Source organism: Aliiroseovarius sp. Z3, assembly GCF_029105185.1.
In the GTDB taxonomy this organism is placed as follows: domain Bacteria; phylum Pseudomonadota; class Alphaproteobacteria; order Rhodobacterales; family Rhodobacteraceae; genus Aliiroseovarius.
In genome coordinates this window covers 222999-239395 of sequence record NZ_JAFMZK010000006.1, presented here as the reverse complement: position 1 = coordinate 239395, position 16397 = coordinate 222999, and the positions used below count along the sequence as shown (strand labels likewise).

At 58.4% G+C, this 16397-nt stretch carries 15 protein-coding genes and 1 pseudogene; 8 read left to right on the top strand and 8 right to left on the bottom strand.

The features are described 5' to 3' along the window. From J3R80_RS12675 to J3R80_RS12665, 3 genes and pseudogenes are all read right to left on the bottom strand, one after another. Positions 1 to 230 (bottom strand): annotated as a pseudogene (locus J3R80_RS12675) (signal recognition particle-docking protein FtsY); the annotation flags it as partial. Positions 231 to 300: 70 nt separating this feature from the next. Next, entirely contained in the window at positions 301 to 936 is a 636-nt protein-coding gene (locus tag J3R80_RS12670) for a lysoplasmalogenase (RefSeq protein WP_275394152.1), read from the bottom strand. 115 nt (positions 937 to 1051) lie between these two features. Next, positions 1052 to 2737, bottom strand: a complete 1686-nt coding sequence (locus tag J3R80_RS12665) for an NAD(P)H-dependent oxidoreductase subunit E (protein WP_275394151.1) — start codon at positions 2735 to 2737, stop codon at positions 1052 to 1054. Positions 2738 to 2888: 151 nt separating this feature from the next. On the opposite strand from J3R80_RS12665, the gene J3R80_RS12660 reads away from it, so the two are divergent. The 8 genes from J3R80_RS12660 to dtd all read left to right on the top strand — a co-directional run bounded on the left by J3R80_RS12660 (position 2889) and on the right by dtd (position 10821). Next, complete coding sequence (locus tag J3R80_RS12660; RefSeq protein WP_275394150.1) at positions 2889 to 3950, top strand: alkane 1-monooxygenase; 1062 nt, start codon at positions 2889 to 2891, stop codon at positions 3948 to 3950. A gap of 332 nt (positions 3951 to 4282) precedes the next feature. Continuing rightward, entirely contained in the window at positions 4283 to 5185 is a 903-nt protein-coding gene (locus J3R80_RS12655; RefSeq protein ID WP_275394149.1) for a 5-bromo-4-chloroindolyl phosphate hydrolysis family protein, read from the top strand. Between the two features lie 17 nt (positions 5186 to 5202). After that, positions 5203 to 6396 (top strand): toxic anion resistance protein, encoded by a 1194-nt coding sequence (locus J3R80_RS12650; protein ID WP_275394148.1) that lies wholly within the window; start codon positions 5203 to 5205, stop codon positions 6394 to 6396. Between the two features lie 22 nt (positions 6397 to 6418). Further along, entirely contained in the window at positions 6419 to 7372 is a 954-nt protein-coding gene (locus J3R80_RS12645) for a DUF2927 domain-containing protein (protein ID WP_275394147.1), read from the top strand. A 27-nt stretch (positions 7373 to 7399) separates the two neighbouring features. Further along, positions 7400 to 8515, top strand: a complete 1116-nt coding sequence (locus J3R80_RS12640; RefSeq protein ID WP_275394146.1) for an SPFH domain-containing protein — start codon at positions 7400 to 7402, stop codon at positions 8513 to 8515. Positions 8516 to 8560: 45 nt separating this feature from the next. Next, a complete protein-coding gene (locus tag J3R80_RS12635) occupies positions 8561 to 9694 on the top strand; it encodes a TFIIB-type zinc finger domain-containing protein (RefSeq protein ID WP_275394145.1) in 1134 nt (377 codons plus the stop codon). Between the two features lie 9 nt (positions 9695 to 9703). After that, positions 9704 to 10387: a nitroreductase gene (locus J3R80_RS12630; RefSeq protein WP_275394144.1), complete on the top strand. Its 684-nt coding sequence runs from the start codon at positions 9704 to 9706 to the stop codon at positions 10385 to 10387. After that, positions 10384 to 10821, top strand: a complete 438-nt coding sequence (dtd, locus tag J3R80_RS12625) for a D-aminoacyl-tRNA deacylase (protein WP_275394143.1) — start codon at positions 10384 to 10386, stop codon at positions 10819 to 10821. The genes J3R80_RS12630 and dtd overlap by 4 nt, the downstream gene beginning before the upstream one ends. Before the next feature lie 12 nt (positions 10822 to 10833). Here the strand turns inward: dtd and J3R80_RS12620 are convergent, their stop codons facing one another. The 5 genes from J3R80_RS12620 to mreC are packed head-to-tail and all read right to left on the bottom strand — an operon-like array spanning position 10834 to position 16346. Further along, on the bottom strand, positions 10834 to 11766 hold the full coding sequence (locus J3R80_RS12620; protein WP_275394142.1) for a glyoxylate/hydroxypyruvate reductase A: 933 nt from the start codon (positions 11764 to 11766) through the stop codon (positions 10834 to 10836). After that, positions 11763 to 12911, bottom strand: coding sequence for a rod shape-determining protein RodA (gene rodA, locus J3R80_RS12615; protein ID WP_275394141.1), 1149 nt, complete (start codon positions 12909 to 12911; stop codon positions 11763 to 11765). Before rodA ends, J3R80_RS12620 begins: the two co-directional genes overlap by 4 nt. Further along, positions 12908 to 14863, bottom strand: a complete 1956-nt coding sequence (mrdA, locus tag J3R80_RS12610) for a penicillin-binding protein 2 (protein WP_275394140.1) — start codon at positions 14861 to 14863, stop codon at positions 12908 to 12910. Before mrdA ends, rodA begins: the two co-directional genes overlap by 4 nt. After that, positions 14860 to 15399, bottom strand: coding sequence for a rod shape-determining protein MreD (locus tag J3R80_RS12605; protein WP_275394139.1), 540 nt, complete (start codon positions 15397 to 15399; stop codon positions 14860 to 14862). Before J3R80_RS12605 ends, mrdA begins: the two co-directional genes overlap by 4 nt. Continuing rightward, positions 15396 to 16346, bottom strand: coding sequence for a rod shape-determining protein MreC (gene mreC, locus J3R80_RS12600; RefSeq protein ID WP_275394138.1), 951 nt, complete (start codon positions 16344 to 16346; stop codon positions 15396 to 15398). Before mreC ends, J3R80_RS12605 begins: the two co-directional genes overlap by 4 nt. Between the last annotated feature and the right edge of the window lie 51 nt (positions 16347 to 16397).

The window sequence follows — 16397 nt, the reverse complement described above, 5'->3', positions numbered from 1 at the left end:
GGCTCAGGCTCAGGCTCAGGCTCAGGCTCAGGCTCAGGCTCAGGCTCAGGAATTATGTCTGGTGCATTCGCATCGGTGTCAACGGGCGCGGATGCCTCGCCAGTAGCCTCCTCGATGGGGGCGTCGACCTCTTCTTCTTCGCCTCCGTCCTCGACAATCGCCTCAAGCCCCTCTTCCAGCTTGGATGACGATTTGAACAGACGTTCTTTGAGTTTCGAGAAAAAAGCCATTTGCGCCCTCTTGATCGCTTTCTATCCACCTAAGCCACATGGGGGGCGGATGGAAGGGGCAGCAATGCGGTCAGGCCGATAACCCGCCCCAAAGGATCAACACCTGACCGGCAACATATAACGCCCAGATCGCGTATCCAGCCTTCAGCCGGTGGTGATGCGTGTCAGACATCCGAAACAGGTTGATGGCAAGAATAACATCCGAGAGGATGAACAACCCCGCCCCGACGACGGTCCATCCGAAGGGCAAGGTCAGGGCAGAAAGCCCCATCACGCCAATGATCACAACATAGATACGCACGGGCCATTGAAGATGCCCGGTATGTGTGGCCAGCCAAAGTTCGGTCGACATCATCAAACCAACAAGGATGATCGCCGCGATGGGGGCTGAAGAAAATGCGTCCCACACATGGGCATCCGAGATGCCCAGCAAGTGCAGAATATACGCCAGATGGGCCAATGCGAAGGCAGACAATCCATACAGAAACGGTGCATCGCCATCGCGCGACAAGCCGAAATCCCCCAGCGCGGACAGAAACAACCCCGCCACAAGAAATGGTCCCAGACCCGCAAGGTAGGCGGCTAGGGCAAAGGCCAGCAGAGGAATGGTTTTGATGGCAGACCGCGTCCATGTCGGTTTAGACGAGGTCAGCGGAAAATATGCGGCGGCAAAGCTCAGGCCCAAAAGGATCGGCAGGTAGATCATGACTTCTTCCTTGCACCAGAGCCGTTAACAACAGGTGATCGCGCTTAGCACAACACATGCCTGCCCGGGCGCACGGGTCAAGCGTGACGTTGGAAGAACCGACTAGACTGTCGCCCTAAATCTCGTCCGGGAAGTGCTTCATGGTCATCAGGATGGGATTTGGTGCCGCCTGCCCCAAACCACAGATCGAGGCATCTTGCATCACTGTGCACAGTTCGGTCAGCAAGCCTTGATCCCATTGATCCGCCTGCATCAGCTTCACAGCTTTCTCGCAGCCGGATCGGCACGGGGTGCATTGTCCGCAACTTTCATCTTCAAAGAAGCGAAGCATGTTCAGGGCGGCATCGCGTGCGCTGTCCTTGTCCGACAAGACGACGACCGCCGCTGACCCGATGAACGTGCCATGGGGCTGCAAGGTGTCGAAATCCAAAGGGATGTCATCCATTGCCGCAGGCAACAAGCCCGAGGACGGACCGCCCGGTTGGTAGGCCTTGAAGCTGTGCCCGTCGGCCATCCCGCCACAGGCGTCGATCAGGTCGCGGATCGTGGATCCGGCGGGCAGCAGATGCACGCCTGGATTGGCCACGCGACCCGAGACTGAGTAGGATCGCAGCCCCTTACGTCCGTTCTTTTCAACCGAAGACAATACCTCGCCTCCTTCGCGCAGGATACGCGCGACCCAGTGCAGGGTTTCGACGTTGTGAACCAAAGTCGGGCGGTTGAAAATGCCCACCTGCGCCACGAAAGGCGGGCGATGACGGGGCAAGCCGCGCTTGCCCTCAACCGATTCGATCATCGCGCTTTCTTCGCCACAAATATAGGCCCCGGCCCCCCGGCGCAGGTCGACATAACCGCGCGCGATCAGTCCGGCGTCTTCCAGCGCCGCAATCTCGCGACGTAGGATTTCCAGCACGGCCGGATATTCGTCACGCATGTAGATAAAGCAGGTTTCCGCTTCGACTGCCCACGCAGCGATCAACATCCCTTCCAGCATCAAATGTGGTGTACGTTCAAGGTAATAGCGATCCTTGAAGGTGCCCGGCTCGCCCTCGTCACCATTGACAGCCAGATAGCGCGGACCGTCATTGGCACGCACAAAGCCCCATTTCTTGCCCGACGGGAATCCCGCACCCCCAAGGCCGCGCAGACCGGCGTCCAGCACCTGCGTTTGCACCGCCTCCCAATCGCCATTGCGACGCAGGTCTTCCAGCGTCGCATAGCCACCTGCCGCACGATAGGCGGTAAGGTCTTCATACTCGGGCAACTTGGTATGTGTCTCACCCGCCGAAATCGCAGCATGGACCTTTTCCGGTGTGGCGTGGTCGATGTGGTTGTGGCCCAGTTCCAGAACCGGCGCGGTATCGCAGCGCCCCATGCAAGGTGCGCGGACGACGCGAACCTGATCTGCAGCCAACCCGTCCTCCAGCGCCTTTTGCAACGCCTCGGCCCCGGCCAGTTCGCAAGACAGGCTGTCACAAACACGGATCGTCAAGGCTGGAGGAGGTGTCTCACCTTCGCGCACCACGTCAAAATGGGCATAGAAACTTGCAACCTCGTAAACCTCGGCCTGGCTCATCTTCAATTCATGTGCCAACGCACGCAGATGCGCGGCAGATAAATGACCATGGGTGTCCTGAATCAGATGCAGAAACTCTATCAACAGGTCGCGGCGGCGCGGTCGGTCGCCCAGCAGGGCCTGCACCTCTTCCAGCGCGACGGGATCAATCTGGCGGCCTTTGGGCCTGCGGCGCCCTTTGCCTTTACCTGATTTCCAGATGCCTTTTTTGTCGTCCAGCGCCATGATCAACCCCGATGTGATATCGCCCCCACATTAAACAGCGCCCCAGTGCCCGCGCCATCCAAAAACGACATAGATGTGGCGGATTGCGTATCCTTGCGGATTCAACGATATTTTGCCAAAGCCCCCAACCGGGTTGTCAGTCGGAGCGCCCATGTCTGATCTATTAGCACATCCGTTGAAGGTTTTCGCGATTACCAGCCTGACGCCCGTCGCACTGATCGCGCTGGCAGCATTTTTCGGAGGTTGGTTTGCCGCCGCGGCCCTGACCTACATGACGCTGTTCGCTTATGCTTTGGATGCGATTATTGCGCGTGTTGCCCCAGCTTTGGACGAGGACGAAACGGCCGATGATGCTGATCTGCTATCGGCCTTGCTTGCGATCTGTCACTTTGGATTGCTCGGCCTCGTGGTTTATTCACTGGGCGGCGGGATGCAGCACAGCCTTGCTGCAACCACCTGCACCTTCCTTGCCGCAGGGCTGTTTTTCGGGCAGGTGTCAAACGCGAATGCGCATGAGCTGATCCACCGAAGCAACCGCTTCCTTCGCGCGCTCGGCAGGTGGGTCTATATCTCGCTTCTGTTCGGCCATCACGCATCTGCACATCCCAAGGTGCACCACCGATGGGTGGCCACACCCGACGATCCCAACACCGCAGAGGAAGGGGAAAGTTTTTACGACTTTGCCCCCCGCGCCTGGGTTGGATCATTCGTCGCGGGCTATGAGATGGAGAAACAGGATCTTGCACGCAGCCGACGGCGTGGGTTGAACCCCTACTTTTTCTATGTTGGCGGGGCGTTTCTGATGATGGCCGCAGCACTTTGGATCGGCGGAATTGGCGGCTTTCTGGTCTATATTCTGTTATGCCTTCATGCTCAGATGCAGCTGCTCTTGTCAGACTATGTTCAGCACTACGGGCTTGTGCGCGACAAGAATGCGAACGGTGACTATGCCCCGGTTGGTGCAGGTCACAGCTGGAACGCACCACATTGGTTTTCCTCCCACATGATGCTGAATGCGCCGCGCCACTCCGACCACCACGCGCATCCAATGCGATCCTATCCCGCGCTATCGCTGCCCAATGCAGAGCTGGCTCCAATGTTACCCTATTCCTTGCCGTTGATGGCAACGATCGCTTTGATACCGCCGCTATGGGATCGGGTGATGGGGCGGGCATTGGGCAAATGGCGCGCGAGAAACGCAGAGGCATCTTAAGGGCTCGCCGCGATCCGGCAACGACAGGGAAATAAATGGCTGGTTTCCCCGTTGCCATGTTAGCGCACCCAGTTAAGGTGCGTATTGTCGCAAACCACTGGAGCACCGACACTTTGATCAAGCACCAGCCATTGGCTGCCAAACCAGAATTGTGAGGCGGCAGAACCGCATTCCATCAACAAACCCATAGCGATAAAGGGCATACGCCCCTATATTGGCTATGAAACGGTGACCGAGAAAGGGCCCCGATTGTCTGAGACCGGACTACAAAAGACCGCTTTTTTCGTGCTTGTCGCGCTGATCCTCTATGTCTCGATCACGGGGGGCGCTTGATGTCACAACGTTATGGCGGAGAATTCAGCCCGAAATCTTCTGATCGCAATTCCGACACACGAACAGACACGGGGCCTGTCGAACGGTCGCCGTATCGCGGCAAAATCCGTTCGCGTGCAGGGGGGCGGGTCAACTTGTTGTTTCTTGCCCCGCTTCCGCTGGCCTTTCTGGCGTTTTTCCGCGACCCCGGAGACCTAATTCTGCGGCTGTTGGCATTTGGCGCGCTGATCGCTGCGGCGTGGCTGACCCGCGAAGGCATCTTGGCGCAGGAAGAATATGACGCCCGCAAGATCGCGCGCCGTCCAGCCGTGCCGCGCAAGCTGTTTGGTTCGGCCATGACCGGGATTGGCTTGTTTCTGGCAGCTTCGGTCGATGGAACGCCAATCATCGCAGCAGCACTTGGGCTTCTGGGGGCTGGTCTGCACATGTTATCATTCGGACTGGACCCGCTGCGCGATAAAGGCATGGAAGATGTGGACACGTTCCAAACCGACCGCGTCGCCCGTGCTGTAACCGAGGCTGAAAAACACTTGCGCGCAATGAAGGAAACCATAGACCGCACCAAAGACCGTCGGCTTGAGGGGCGCGTGGACCGATTTATCGCAACCGCGCGCGCTATGTTTCGGACGGTCGAAGACGATCCCCGCGATCTGACTGCCGCACGGAAATATCTGGGTGTTTACTTGCTGGGCGCCCGCGATGCGACAACCAAGTTCGTCGACATTTACATGCGCGATCCCGGCGGGTTGGCCCGCGCGGATTACGAAACCCTGCTGGACGATCTGGAAGCCAATTTCGCCGCCCGAACCCGACAATTTCTGGACGACAATCGCACCGACCTTGACGTCGAAATCGAGGTTCTGCGCGAAAGACTGGCACGCGAAGGCGTGCGAACCGAGTAATTTGTGAGGATTTTCAAATGACTGATACGACCCGCCAAAAGGCCGAAGCCGCGCTGAAGGACATCGAAAAAGTGACAGCTGTCGTGCTGCCCGAACCCTCGGGTGCGCTTGTGCCGTTGGAAAAAGCCAACAAGAAAGTCAGCGCCGAAATCGAAAAGCGTATGGCCGAAATCGACATGGAAAACACCCAGTCGATCATCGAGTTCGGATCGGCCGCGCAATCCGAGTTGCAGGTTATCAGTCAGGATATGCTGGCCGGTGTGCGCAACAAGGATGTGGGGCCAGCCGGTGATAGCTTGCGCAACATCGTCACCACGATCCGCGGCTTTTCGATCAGCGAATTGGACATGCGTCGCGAACGCAGCTGGTGGGAAAAGCTGCTGGGCCGCCTGGCGCCTGCCGCGAAATTCATGGCGCGATATGAAGACGTTCAGGGGCAGATCGACAAGATCACCGACAATCTTCTGGGCCATGAACACACGCTGTTGAAAGACATCAAGTCGCTCGACAAGCTCTATGAGAAAACGTTGGAATTCTATGACGAGCTGGCGTTGTACATCTCGGCGGGCGAAGCAAAATTGGCCCAGCTGGATGACACGGTTATCCCTGCCAAAGAAGCCGAGGTATCTGAAGCGCCTGAAGAACAAGGTGTGATCAAGGCGCAGGAACTGCGTGACCTGCGTGCTGCGCGGGACGATCTGGAACGCCGCGTTCACGACCTGAAACTGACGCGTCAGGTGACGATGCAGTCGCTGCCCTCGATCCGGTTGGTGCAGGAAAACGACAAGTCGCTGGTGACCAAGATCAACTCGACCTTGGTGAACACCGTGCCGCTCTGGGAAACCCAGCTGGCACAGGCTGTCACCATCCAGCGTTCGGCCGAAGCGGCGGCCGCTGTCAAGGACGCCACCGACCTGACCAACGAGCTTCTGACCGCCAACGCCGAAAACCTGCAAGAAGCGAACCGTATGGTGCGCAAGGAAATGGAACGTGGCGTGTTTGATATCGAAGCCGTGAAATCCGCAAATGCCACGCTGATCGCCACGATCGAAGAAAGCCTGGCGATTGCTGACGAAGGCAAAGCCAAACGCGCCGCCGCCGAGGAAGAGCTGACTAAAATGGAAGCCGAGTTGAAGGAAACGCTTGCCGCCGCAACGTCGCGTGGTACGGCATCGGCCCACAACATGGCCAGCTCGGTGCCGCACGGATAAACCGGACTGCGAAGGGAACAGAATGCGGCGACACGCCCTGAAGATGGCAACCGGAGCGCTGGCAGCAATGCTGGCGCTATCGGCATGTCAATCAGCCGGTCCGGGCGTGTCGGGATTGCCCACATCGCCAACACCGAAACCAAGGGCGGCGTCAGCCCCCCTGGTGCCGAGTGCTGAAAGCAAAGCGTTGGCGACCTATTACGCCAGCGTTCAACGCAGTTTGCTGACGCAAGGTTTGTTGCGCACGGACGGGGGTGGTGCTGATGTGCCGTTCAGCGCGGCCATGCTGGCCCGAAATTTCGAGCGTATCGCGTTCTTTCAGGAATACTCCTCTGCCGGCGGACGCTTGATCGCGCGCGAAAATGCGTCACACCTGACGCGCTGGGAAAAACCGGTGCGGGTCTCCATTCAGTTTGGATTGTCGACACCGGACGCGCAAAAGGCACAGGACCGCGCCATTCTATCCAGATATGTACGCAGGCTGGCCCGTGTCACTGGTCACCCGATCAGCATGACCAATGGCGATGGAAATTTCCACGTCTATATCCTGAACGAGGATGAGCGCAGGGCCTTTGGGCCGGAACTGCGCCGGGTCGTACCTGGTATCAGCGCACTCAGCCAACGTGCGGTTCTTAACATGCCGCGCGATACCTATTGCCTTGTTTTCGGGCGCGACCCGGCCAATAACGGGCAATTCGAACAGGCCGTGGCTGTGATCCGAAGTGAACACCCCGACCTGATGCGCACCTCGTGCATCCATGAAGAGGTCGCGCAAGGGTTGGGTCTGTCCAATGACAGCCCGGTCGCCCGCCCGTCGATCTTCAATGATGACGAAGAATTCGGGCTGCTGACCACACATGACGAAAACCTGCTACGTATGCTTTATGATGATCGGCTGCGACCGAACATGTCGGCGGACGAAGCCCGCCCAATTATCAAACAGATCGCTGCCGAGCTGACCGGCGGCGCAGTATGACCGACACCCCAAGGAGGGAGCGTAACAATGGGAATTCTTGATTTTCTGACTGGCGAATTTATCGACGTGATTCACTGGGTGGATGACACGCGTGACACCATGGTCTGGCGGTTCGAACGCGAAGATCACGAGATCAAATACGGAGCGAAACTGACAGTTCGTGAAGGACAAGCGGCCGTCTTTGTCCATGAAGGGCAATTGGCAGACGTTTTCACCCCCGGTCTGTATATGTTGGAAACCAACAACATGCCGATCCTGACAACGATCAACCATTGGGATCATGGCTTCAAATCGCCGTTCAAATCCGAGATTTATTTCGTAAACACAACCCGTTTCAACGATCTGAAATGGGGCACCAAGAATCCCATCATGCTGCGCGACCCCGAGTTCGGTCCGACCCGCATCCGAGCCTTTGGCACGTACAGCGTGCGCGTTTCAGACCCCGCAAAGTTTCTGGTCGAAATCGTCGGAACGGACGGTGAATTCACGATGGACGAAATCAGCTATCAGATTCGCAACATCATCGTTCAAGCCTTCAGTCGCGTGATTGCAGGGGCCGGCATTCCCGTTCTGGACATGGCAGCCAACACGGCCGATCTGGGCAAGCTGATCGCAACAGAAATCTCGGGGATCATCGCCGAATATGGCCTTATCATTCCCGAATTCTATATCGAGAATATCTCGCTTCCCCCGGCGGTCGAGGCCGCATTGGACAAGCGCACGTCGATGGGTGTGGCTGGTGATTTGGGCGCGTTCACCCAGTATTCAGCGGCCGAAGCAATGACGACCGCCGCGCAAAACCCCAACGGAGGCGACGGCATCGGTGCAGGGCTGGGTATGGGGCTGGGCATGGCGATGGCAGGTCAAATGGCGCAGACCGGGCCGTGGGGGACCGCACCCATGGCACCCGCGTCTCAGACACCGCCACCACCACCAGTCGAGCATGTTTGGCATATTGCCGAAAACGGAGAAACCAAGGGGCCATTTTCCAAGGCCGCATTGGGCCGCATGGCCGCGTCGGGCGAGTTGTCTCGCGACACCCATGTCTGGACCTCGGGTCTGGACGGCTGGCAAAGGGCCGAGGACGTGGCGGAACTTGCGCAATTGTTCACCGTACTGCCACCCCCGCCCCCCAGCACCTGAATTTTCGGGCGGCATCCATGTCGCCCATCCCTTTCCACCGCCTGAATGAAGGGGCTGCCCCGGATGGCCTTTCCGCGTGAAGACACACAAGCGCCGCTGGAAGAACACCGCTTTCCCTGCGACCAATGCGGGGCAGATTTGCGGTTCGATCCAGAACGCAACCTGCTGACCTGCGATCACTGCGGCAATGAAGAGGCGATTGATGATCGCCCGCAAACGGTTCCGGTCATCCGTGAACTGGATCTGAAACGCGCGCTATCCGAACAACTGCCTGACTCAGAAACCGAGATCACGCGCGTTGTGACCTGCCCAAACTGTGCGGCGCTTATTGAGTTTGACCACGATACCCACGCCTCGGAATGCCCGTTCTGCGCCACACCCGTCGTCACCGACACGGGCGCGCATCGGCGGTTCAAACCGAAAGGGCTTGCCCCTTTTGAGGTCAAGGAACGCGATGCGCACAAGGCAATGACCGATTGGCTGGGGCGGTTGTGGTTCGCGCCCAATGGTCTGCGCGAATACGCCCGCAAGGGACGGCGTATGTCCGGCATCTATGTGCCATACTGGACCTACGACGCCGACACGCGCACCAGCTATAGCGGCCAGCGTGGCACGGTGCATGAACGCGTGCGCAATGTGACGGTCAACGGCGAGCGACGTCAGCAACGCTCGCAAACAGTAAGGTGGCGCCCCGTGTCCGGAAAGGTCGCGCGGTTCTTCGATGACGTTCTGGTGTTGGCGTCGCGCGGATTGCCGAAGAAATACACCGATGCGCTGGAGCCGTGGGACCTGTCGCGGCTTGAACCCTATCGGCCCGAATATCTGGCAGGGTTTCAGGCAGAGGGCTATACTGTCGATCTGGAGCAGGGGTTTTCCGAAGCACGCGATTACATGAACCGGATCATCATGCGTGACGTGAAATTTGACATCGGCGGAGATCGTCAGCGGATCAACTCCATGGATACGAAAATGTCGGATGTGACCTTCAAGCATATCCTGCTGCCCGTGTGGCTGGCTGCCTATAAATATCGGGGCAAGACCTATCGGTTTGTGGTGAACGGTCAAAATGGGCGGGTGCAGGGCGAACGACCGTATTCCGTTTGGAAGATCACTTTTGCCGTCATTTTGGGGCTGATTGCCGCTGCGATAATCGGTTATCTATCGGCCCAAAGCCAATAGGATCACACCATGCAGTATGATGATTTCACAGCGCTTCTTGGCGCGCGGTATTCTTGCCGTGGATTTCGCTCTGATCCGGTGTCCGAGGATACGATCACCAAAATCCTGACCGCCGCGCAGAAAGTTCCAAGCTGGTGCAACGCACAACCATGGCAGGTTGATGTCACTATGGGCACAGAAACAGACCGTCTGCGTGAAGCGCTCTATAGCCACGCAATGACCGCAGCCCAAACCCCGGATGTCCCTTGGCCCAGCGCCTATACAGGCGCCCACCAGTCCCGCCGCAAGCGGTGCGGACTTCAGCTTTATGACAGCGTCGGCGTGGAACGCGGCGACCGGGCTGCCTCGGCCCGGCAGATGACGGAAAACTTCCACCTGTTCGGCGCACCCTGCTTTGCCCTGTTGACCGCCCCGGCTGAGCTTGGCCCCTATGCCTATCTGGATTGTGGAGGGTTCATCACCGGGTTCACCCTTGCGGCCGCATCACTCGGGATCGCCTCGATACCCCAGGCCGCCGTTGCAGCCTATGCCCCGTTTCTGCGTGACTGGTTTGATTTGCCTGATGATCGTATCGTCCTGTGTGGGATATCGTTCGGGTATGCTGATGAAACGCATCCCGCGAACGGGTTTCGCACCTCACGCGCACCATTGGACGAATGGGTGCGCCTAAGTGGACAAAAGGAAAAGACGTGAAAGCCCTGATCCAACGCGTAAGCGAAGCCTTCGTCCATGTCGACGGAAAGCAGGTTGGCCAGACCGGGCCGGGCCTGTTGATACTTGTCTGCGCGATGGAGGGTGACGACACCGCCAATGCAGATGCGCTGGCCGCAAAGATCGCGAAACTGCGGATTTTCAAAGACGAGGCTGGCAAGATGAACCGCTCGTTGCTTGATACCGGTGGCGGCGCGCTGGTGGTCAGTCAATTCACGCTGGCCGCAGATACGTCGCGCGGCAATCGTCCGGGCTTTTCGGCCGCCGCGAAGCCCGTCGACGGAGAACGCCTTTACAACCAGTTCGCCGATGCTTTGCGCGGGCTTGGCATTGCAACCGAACAGGGGCGTTTCGGGGCCGATATGAAGGTCACGCTGGTGAATGATGGCCCCGTAACGATCTGGATGGATATCTAAACCAGACCCCGTTCAATATCCCGCTTCGCGATCCACCAGATGCAACAGCGGCTCGCCTGCCTCCCCGCGTCGAATATTCTCGGCAATGACCCGCGCGGCTGACGCCGGACGGGTGTCAGCCGCGATATGCGGCGTGACCGTCACGTTGGGATGTGCCCAATAGGGATCGTCGTCAGGCAAGGGTTCGACCCGGAACACATCCAGGGTGGCATGTCCAACCTGCCCGCTGTCCAGCGCAGCCAACAGGGCCTGATCATCGATCAAAGGGCCGCGCCCCGGATTGATGATCACTGCGCCTTTCGGCAGCCAAGCCAGTCGCTCGGCGTTCAGAATGTTCTCGGTCGCCGGGGTTTTGGGCAGAAGCAACACCACAATCTCAGCGCGGGACAGCACATCCTGCAACCCATCGTCCCCGCTGCAACATTCGATACCGTCGATCTCTTTCTGGCTGCGACTCCATCCACACACGTTGAAGTTCAGGGCGCGAAGCGACTTTGCGGCCGCCACCCCCAAGGCCCCCAGACCCAGAACAGCCACCGTCCGGTCGCGCGCCAAGGGCGGTGCAGGCTGGTTCCATATCGGAGCGGTTCGGTGAATATACCGATCCATCCCAAGATGGTGACGCAACACCTGGCCTGTGACCCATTCGGTCATCCCCTCGGTCAGGCCATCATCGACCATCCGGGTATAGGGTTGCGTCAGGGTTGGGTTGCCCACAACCTTCTCGGCCCCAGCCCAAAGCCCAAGCACGGCTTTGGTGCGTTTATACGGCGTGAAATCCTGCACCGGGCCGTTTGGTGCATAGACCATGTAGTCCACATCTTCGGGTGCCACGTCATTTGAAACATTGGCAGAAATGCCCAGTTCCGCCAACGCTTTGCTTAGCTCCGTGTGATAGATCGACCATAGTTTGGGATTGCCCGCGTAGAGAACATTGATGTTCACCGTTTCTGCCTCGCCCGATGTACATGCGCGCTTTGCACAAGACCGAAACCGACCAGCAAAACCAACATCGCTGATCCGCCATAGCTGACCAATGGCAGGGGCACGCCGACGACCGGCGCCAGCCCCATGACCATCGACATGTTCACAGCGAAGAACAGAAAAAACGTGATCGCGACACCCAGCGTCAGAAGCGAACTGAAGCGGTCCTTGTTTTGCAGCGCAGAGGCGACACAGAACGCCAGGATCAACACGTAAAGCGCCAACAGGGACACACCACCAAGGAACCCAAGTTCCTCTGCCAAAGTGGTGAAGATAAAGTCAGTCTGCTTTTCAGGCAGAAAATTCAGACGTGACTGCGTGCCTTGCATGAAACCCCGCCCGGTCCATCCCCCGGAGCCCAACGCAATCTTCGACTGTGTGATGTGGTATCCTGCCCCCAGCGGGTCGGATGACGGGTCAAGGAAAGTGTCGATGCGGCGGTACTGATAATCCTTAAGCAGCTGCCAATCCGTACCACGCGACATGAACACAGATGTCACCAAACCAATCGCCGCTGCGATGACCACACCAAAATACCATAGGCTGACACCGGCCAGAAACATGACCGCGCCGCCGCCCATTAGCAGAAGGATCGACGTGCCCAGATCTGGTTGTTTCAGAACCAAGGCCGTGGGCAGAAGGATCAGAACAATCGGCAGCAGCACCCAGAACGGCCGCGAGACCTTCTTGATATCAAGCCAATCATAGTAAGCGGCCAGGATCATAACCAAGGTGATTTTCGAAAGCTCGGAAGGCTGCAACCTGATGAACCCCAGATCAATCCAACGCTGCGCGCCCATACCGGTCGCACCCACGAATTCGACAAGGATCAGCAAGATCAGCGACAGAACGTATCCAAGCCCAGCCATGTTGCGCCAAAACCAGATCGGAACCATTGCGATGGCGAACATCAGCGTCATGCCAAGGGCAAACCGCTTCATCTGTGCCGAAGCCCATGGCTCCATGCTGCCTCCCGCCACGGAATAGAGCATCAAGAACCCCATCGAGGCCACAGCCGTCAGAAGCAACACCAGGAACCAGTTGACGTAAAGCACCTTACGCAGCCCCGTGGGCACGTATTTTACGTTATACTCCAGATAGCTCATGCCTGATCGCTCCGGTCGGCGAAACGTTCGGCAGGCGGGCGGCTCAGCATCTCTTCGATCTCGCGCTGGCGCGACCGAATAGTGCCGCGCTGGCTCGACGGATAGGCTTCAAGCGGCGGTTCGCCTTCGTAGACGGTTTGCAACAGGATATCGCGTGCAATCGGAGCAGCGGCCGTTGATCCACCACCCCCATGTTCGACGACCACGGAAACAGCATAACGCGGTGCCTCGGCGGGTGCGTAGCAAACGAACAGGGCATGGTCACGGCGGTTCCATGGCAGGTCTTCGTTGCGGGTCACGCCGCGCGCGCGTTCGGCCTTGGTGATGTTGCGCACCTGACTGGTGCCAGTCTTACCCGCCATCCGCAGACCTTCGGCAACGATCTTGGATCGTCCGCCAGTGCCACGCTTGGCGTTCACGACCTCGTACATCCCTTGCCGGATATACTGTAGGTTATCTTGGCCAATACCCAGTGGCCCATCGTTAAGGATCGGCTGCTCGACCCCGTTGATCGCACGCACCACCCTTGGCGAAATGGCTTGGCCTGTTGCAATCCGTGCCGTCATCACGGCCAGTTGCAGGGGCGATGCCAAGACGAAACCTTGTCCGATGCCAGCATTCAGACTGTCGCCAATCACCCAATCCGACCCACGGGTGTTTCTTTTCCACGCTTTGTCTGGAACCAAACCCTCGGCCACCGCCGACAGTGGCAAATCATGCCGATCACCAAGCCCAAGACGCCGGGCCATCGCCGAGATCTTTTCGATGCCGACCCGCTGGGCAATATCATAGTAGTAAACATCGCAGCTCTCGCGCAGGCTTTTCACCAGATCAACCTTGCCGTGCCCAGCACGTTTCCAGCAGTGAAACCGCCTTTTATGTACCTCGAGATGGCCATAACACTTCACGGTTTCGCCAACCCCGATCACGCCCTCTTCCAACGCGGCCAGCGCGGTCACCATCTTGAACGTCGAACCGGGTGGATAGGTGCCCTGCGCCGGTTTCGCAGCAAGCGGGCGATAGGGATCATCCAGAAGCGCCTTGTAGTCCGACCCTGAAATCCCACGCACGAATTTGTTGGGATCAAAAGACGGCGTCGACCCAATGGCCAGAATGTCGCCAGTTTGCGTGTCCATCACGACCGCCGCCGCGCTTTCGCCCGCCATCCGCGCCTGAACATAGGCCTGAAGGTCCGCATCAACGGTCAGCTGAATGTTGTCGCCTGGCTGCCCTTCTTCGCGACCCAACTCGCGCATCTCCCGACCGACAGCATTCACTTCGACCTCGCGCGTACCGGCCGAGCCGCGCAGCGAAAGCTCCAGCTTCGCCTCGACCCCGCTTTTGCCGATCTGAAAACGCGGGATTTGCAGAAGTGGATCAGGATCTTCCAACTTGCCAAGATCATAATCCGACACCGGTCCGACATAGCCCACCACATGCGCGAAATCAGACGCGCGGGGGTAAATGCGCGACAGCCCGACTTCGGGGGTGATGCCGGGCAGGACCGGCGCGTTTATCGCAACTTCAGCGACATCTTCCCAAGGGACGCGATCCGCGACGGTAACTGGCACAAAGGAACTCCGGCGCTTCATTTCTGACAGAATGCGCTCGACCTCTTCATCTTCGATCCAGACAATTTTTCGCAACCGGTCCAGCACTTTGGCCGGATCGCCCGCATCTTCGCGCACCAGAACAATGCGATAGTTCTGCTCGTTACCTGCAATCAGTTTACCGTTGCGATCATGGATCATACCACGGGCAGGCGGGATCAGCTGGAACTTGATGCGGTTTTCTTCGGCAAGCGTGCGATATTCTTCGGTCTGATCAACCTGCATGAAACGCATCCGCCCCACCAGCAAAGCAGCGAACGACACTTGCAGACCACCCAGAAACAGGCCGCGGCGTGTGATGCCACGGGCGCTTTTCTCGGTATCAACTGGCGATCGCTTCATGACGCTTGCCTCGTGATTGCGTCGTCTCCGGGTTGTAGTTTTTCAACGCCCAGCAGAAAGACCGATACAAAGACCACCAGCGGATAAACCAAAGCAGTCGAGATAAGTTGCATCAATTCCCGCCCGAATGGAACTTGATCGACAAAGAACACAGTCAACAGAACACGTTGCCCGATCAACATGGCGAACAATGTCATGGCGACAAGCCCCCATTCGACAAGGAAATGCTGTTCGCGCAGACCGGATTCGCGACGACGCAGAAATTCGGACCCTGCGACGACCATCAAAGGCCAGACGCCGGGGACACGCAATAATAGCATATCCATCAGAAAAAACAGAACTGCGACCAGCAACACGGGCACATAGTCCGGGCGGCGTAGCACCCAGGCAAACGTGAAGGCCAGCAGGATATCCGGGCCGGGGAAACGCCCCGGTGTCAGGTCAATCGGCAGAAGGCGGGCAAACAGCACGACCGCCGCGATGGCGGCGAGTGCGATCGAGAAAAGCCAGCGCATGAGGGTGAGATGGTCTGTCATCCGTCAGTTCCCTCGGTCGCTGGCGCATCGGCTTGCGCTTCTGTGCCTTCGCTTTCTGTGCTTGGTTCTGGCAGTGGCGGAAGCGCAGGCGTCGAGACGATCAACGCCCCGTCGTCATCCACCTTCTCGCCGGGGTGGCTGCGCAGGACGCGCAGGAACTCTAACCGTTCGTAGTCAGCCGAGAGGCGGACGCGCAAGCGCCGGTCGGTGCCCATCGCGACATGCCCGACCAAAAGCCCCGCCGGGAAAACCCCTCCATCCCCCGAGGAAACGACACGATCGCCGGGGCGCACCTTCTCTGGAGCCTCAAGAAACTCGATGGGAGGGGCGGCAGAATTATCCCCCACCAGCAAGGCCGTCTGACCTGACGGTTGGACCATGATCGGCACCCGGCTGTTACTGTCGGTCAACAAGATCACGCGACTTGTTTTCTGACCGACACCCGAAATCCGACCCGCCAATCCCAACCCGTCCGTGGTGGCCCAACCATCAATGATCCCGTCACGCGCGCCGATGTTCAAAAGTACAGACTGCCGGAATGGCGAGCCGCTGTCCGTCAGCACGACGCCGGTGACGTATGATAATTGCGCATCCAGCCGAACGTTGTTCAGGTTCAGAAGCTGCGCATTCTCCTGTTCCAATTGAAGCGCGGCCTCTTTCCACGCTTTCATCTGCTGCAACTCGCGGCGAAGTTCCTGATTTTGATCATAAATCCGCTGATAGGATTGAAAATCTTCGACCATTCCCACCAGCTTCGTCACCGGCACCAGCGCCCAATCGAAGCTGGGCACCACACGATCCACCAGATTGGCGCGGAAGCGCTCCACCCGCGGGCTGTCGATGCGCCACAGAAGGAAGATCAGAAACAGACACAGCATCAGGATACCGATCATCAGCCTGCGCAGCGGGCGGGCGTAGATGTCGCTCTGATTGCTCTTTTTTGCCAAAATGGCCTCCGCTCACACCAGACGAGACCAGCCCCGACGACACGGGGCAGG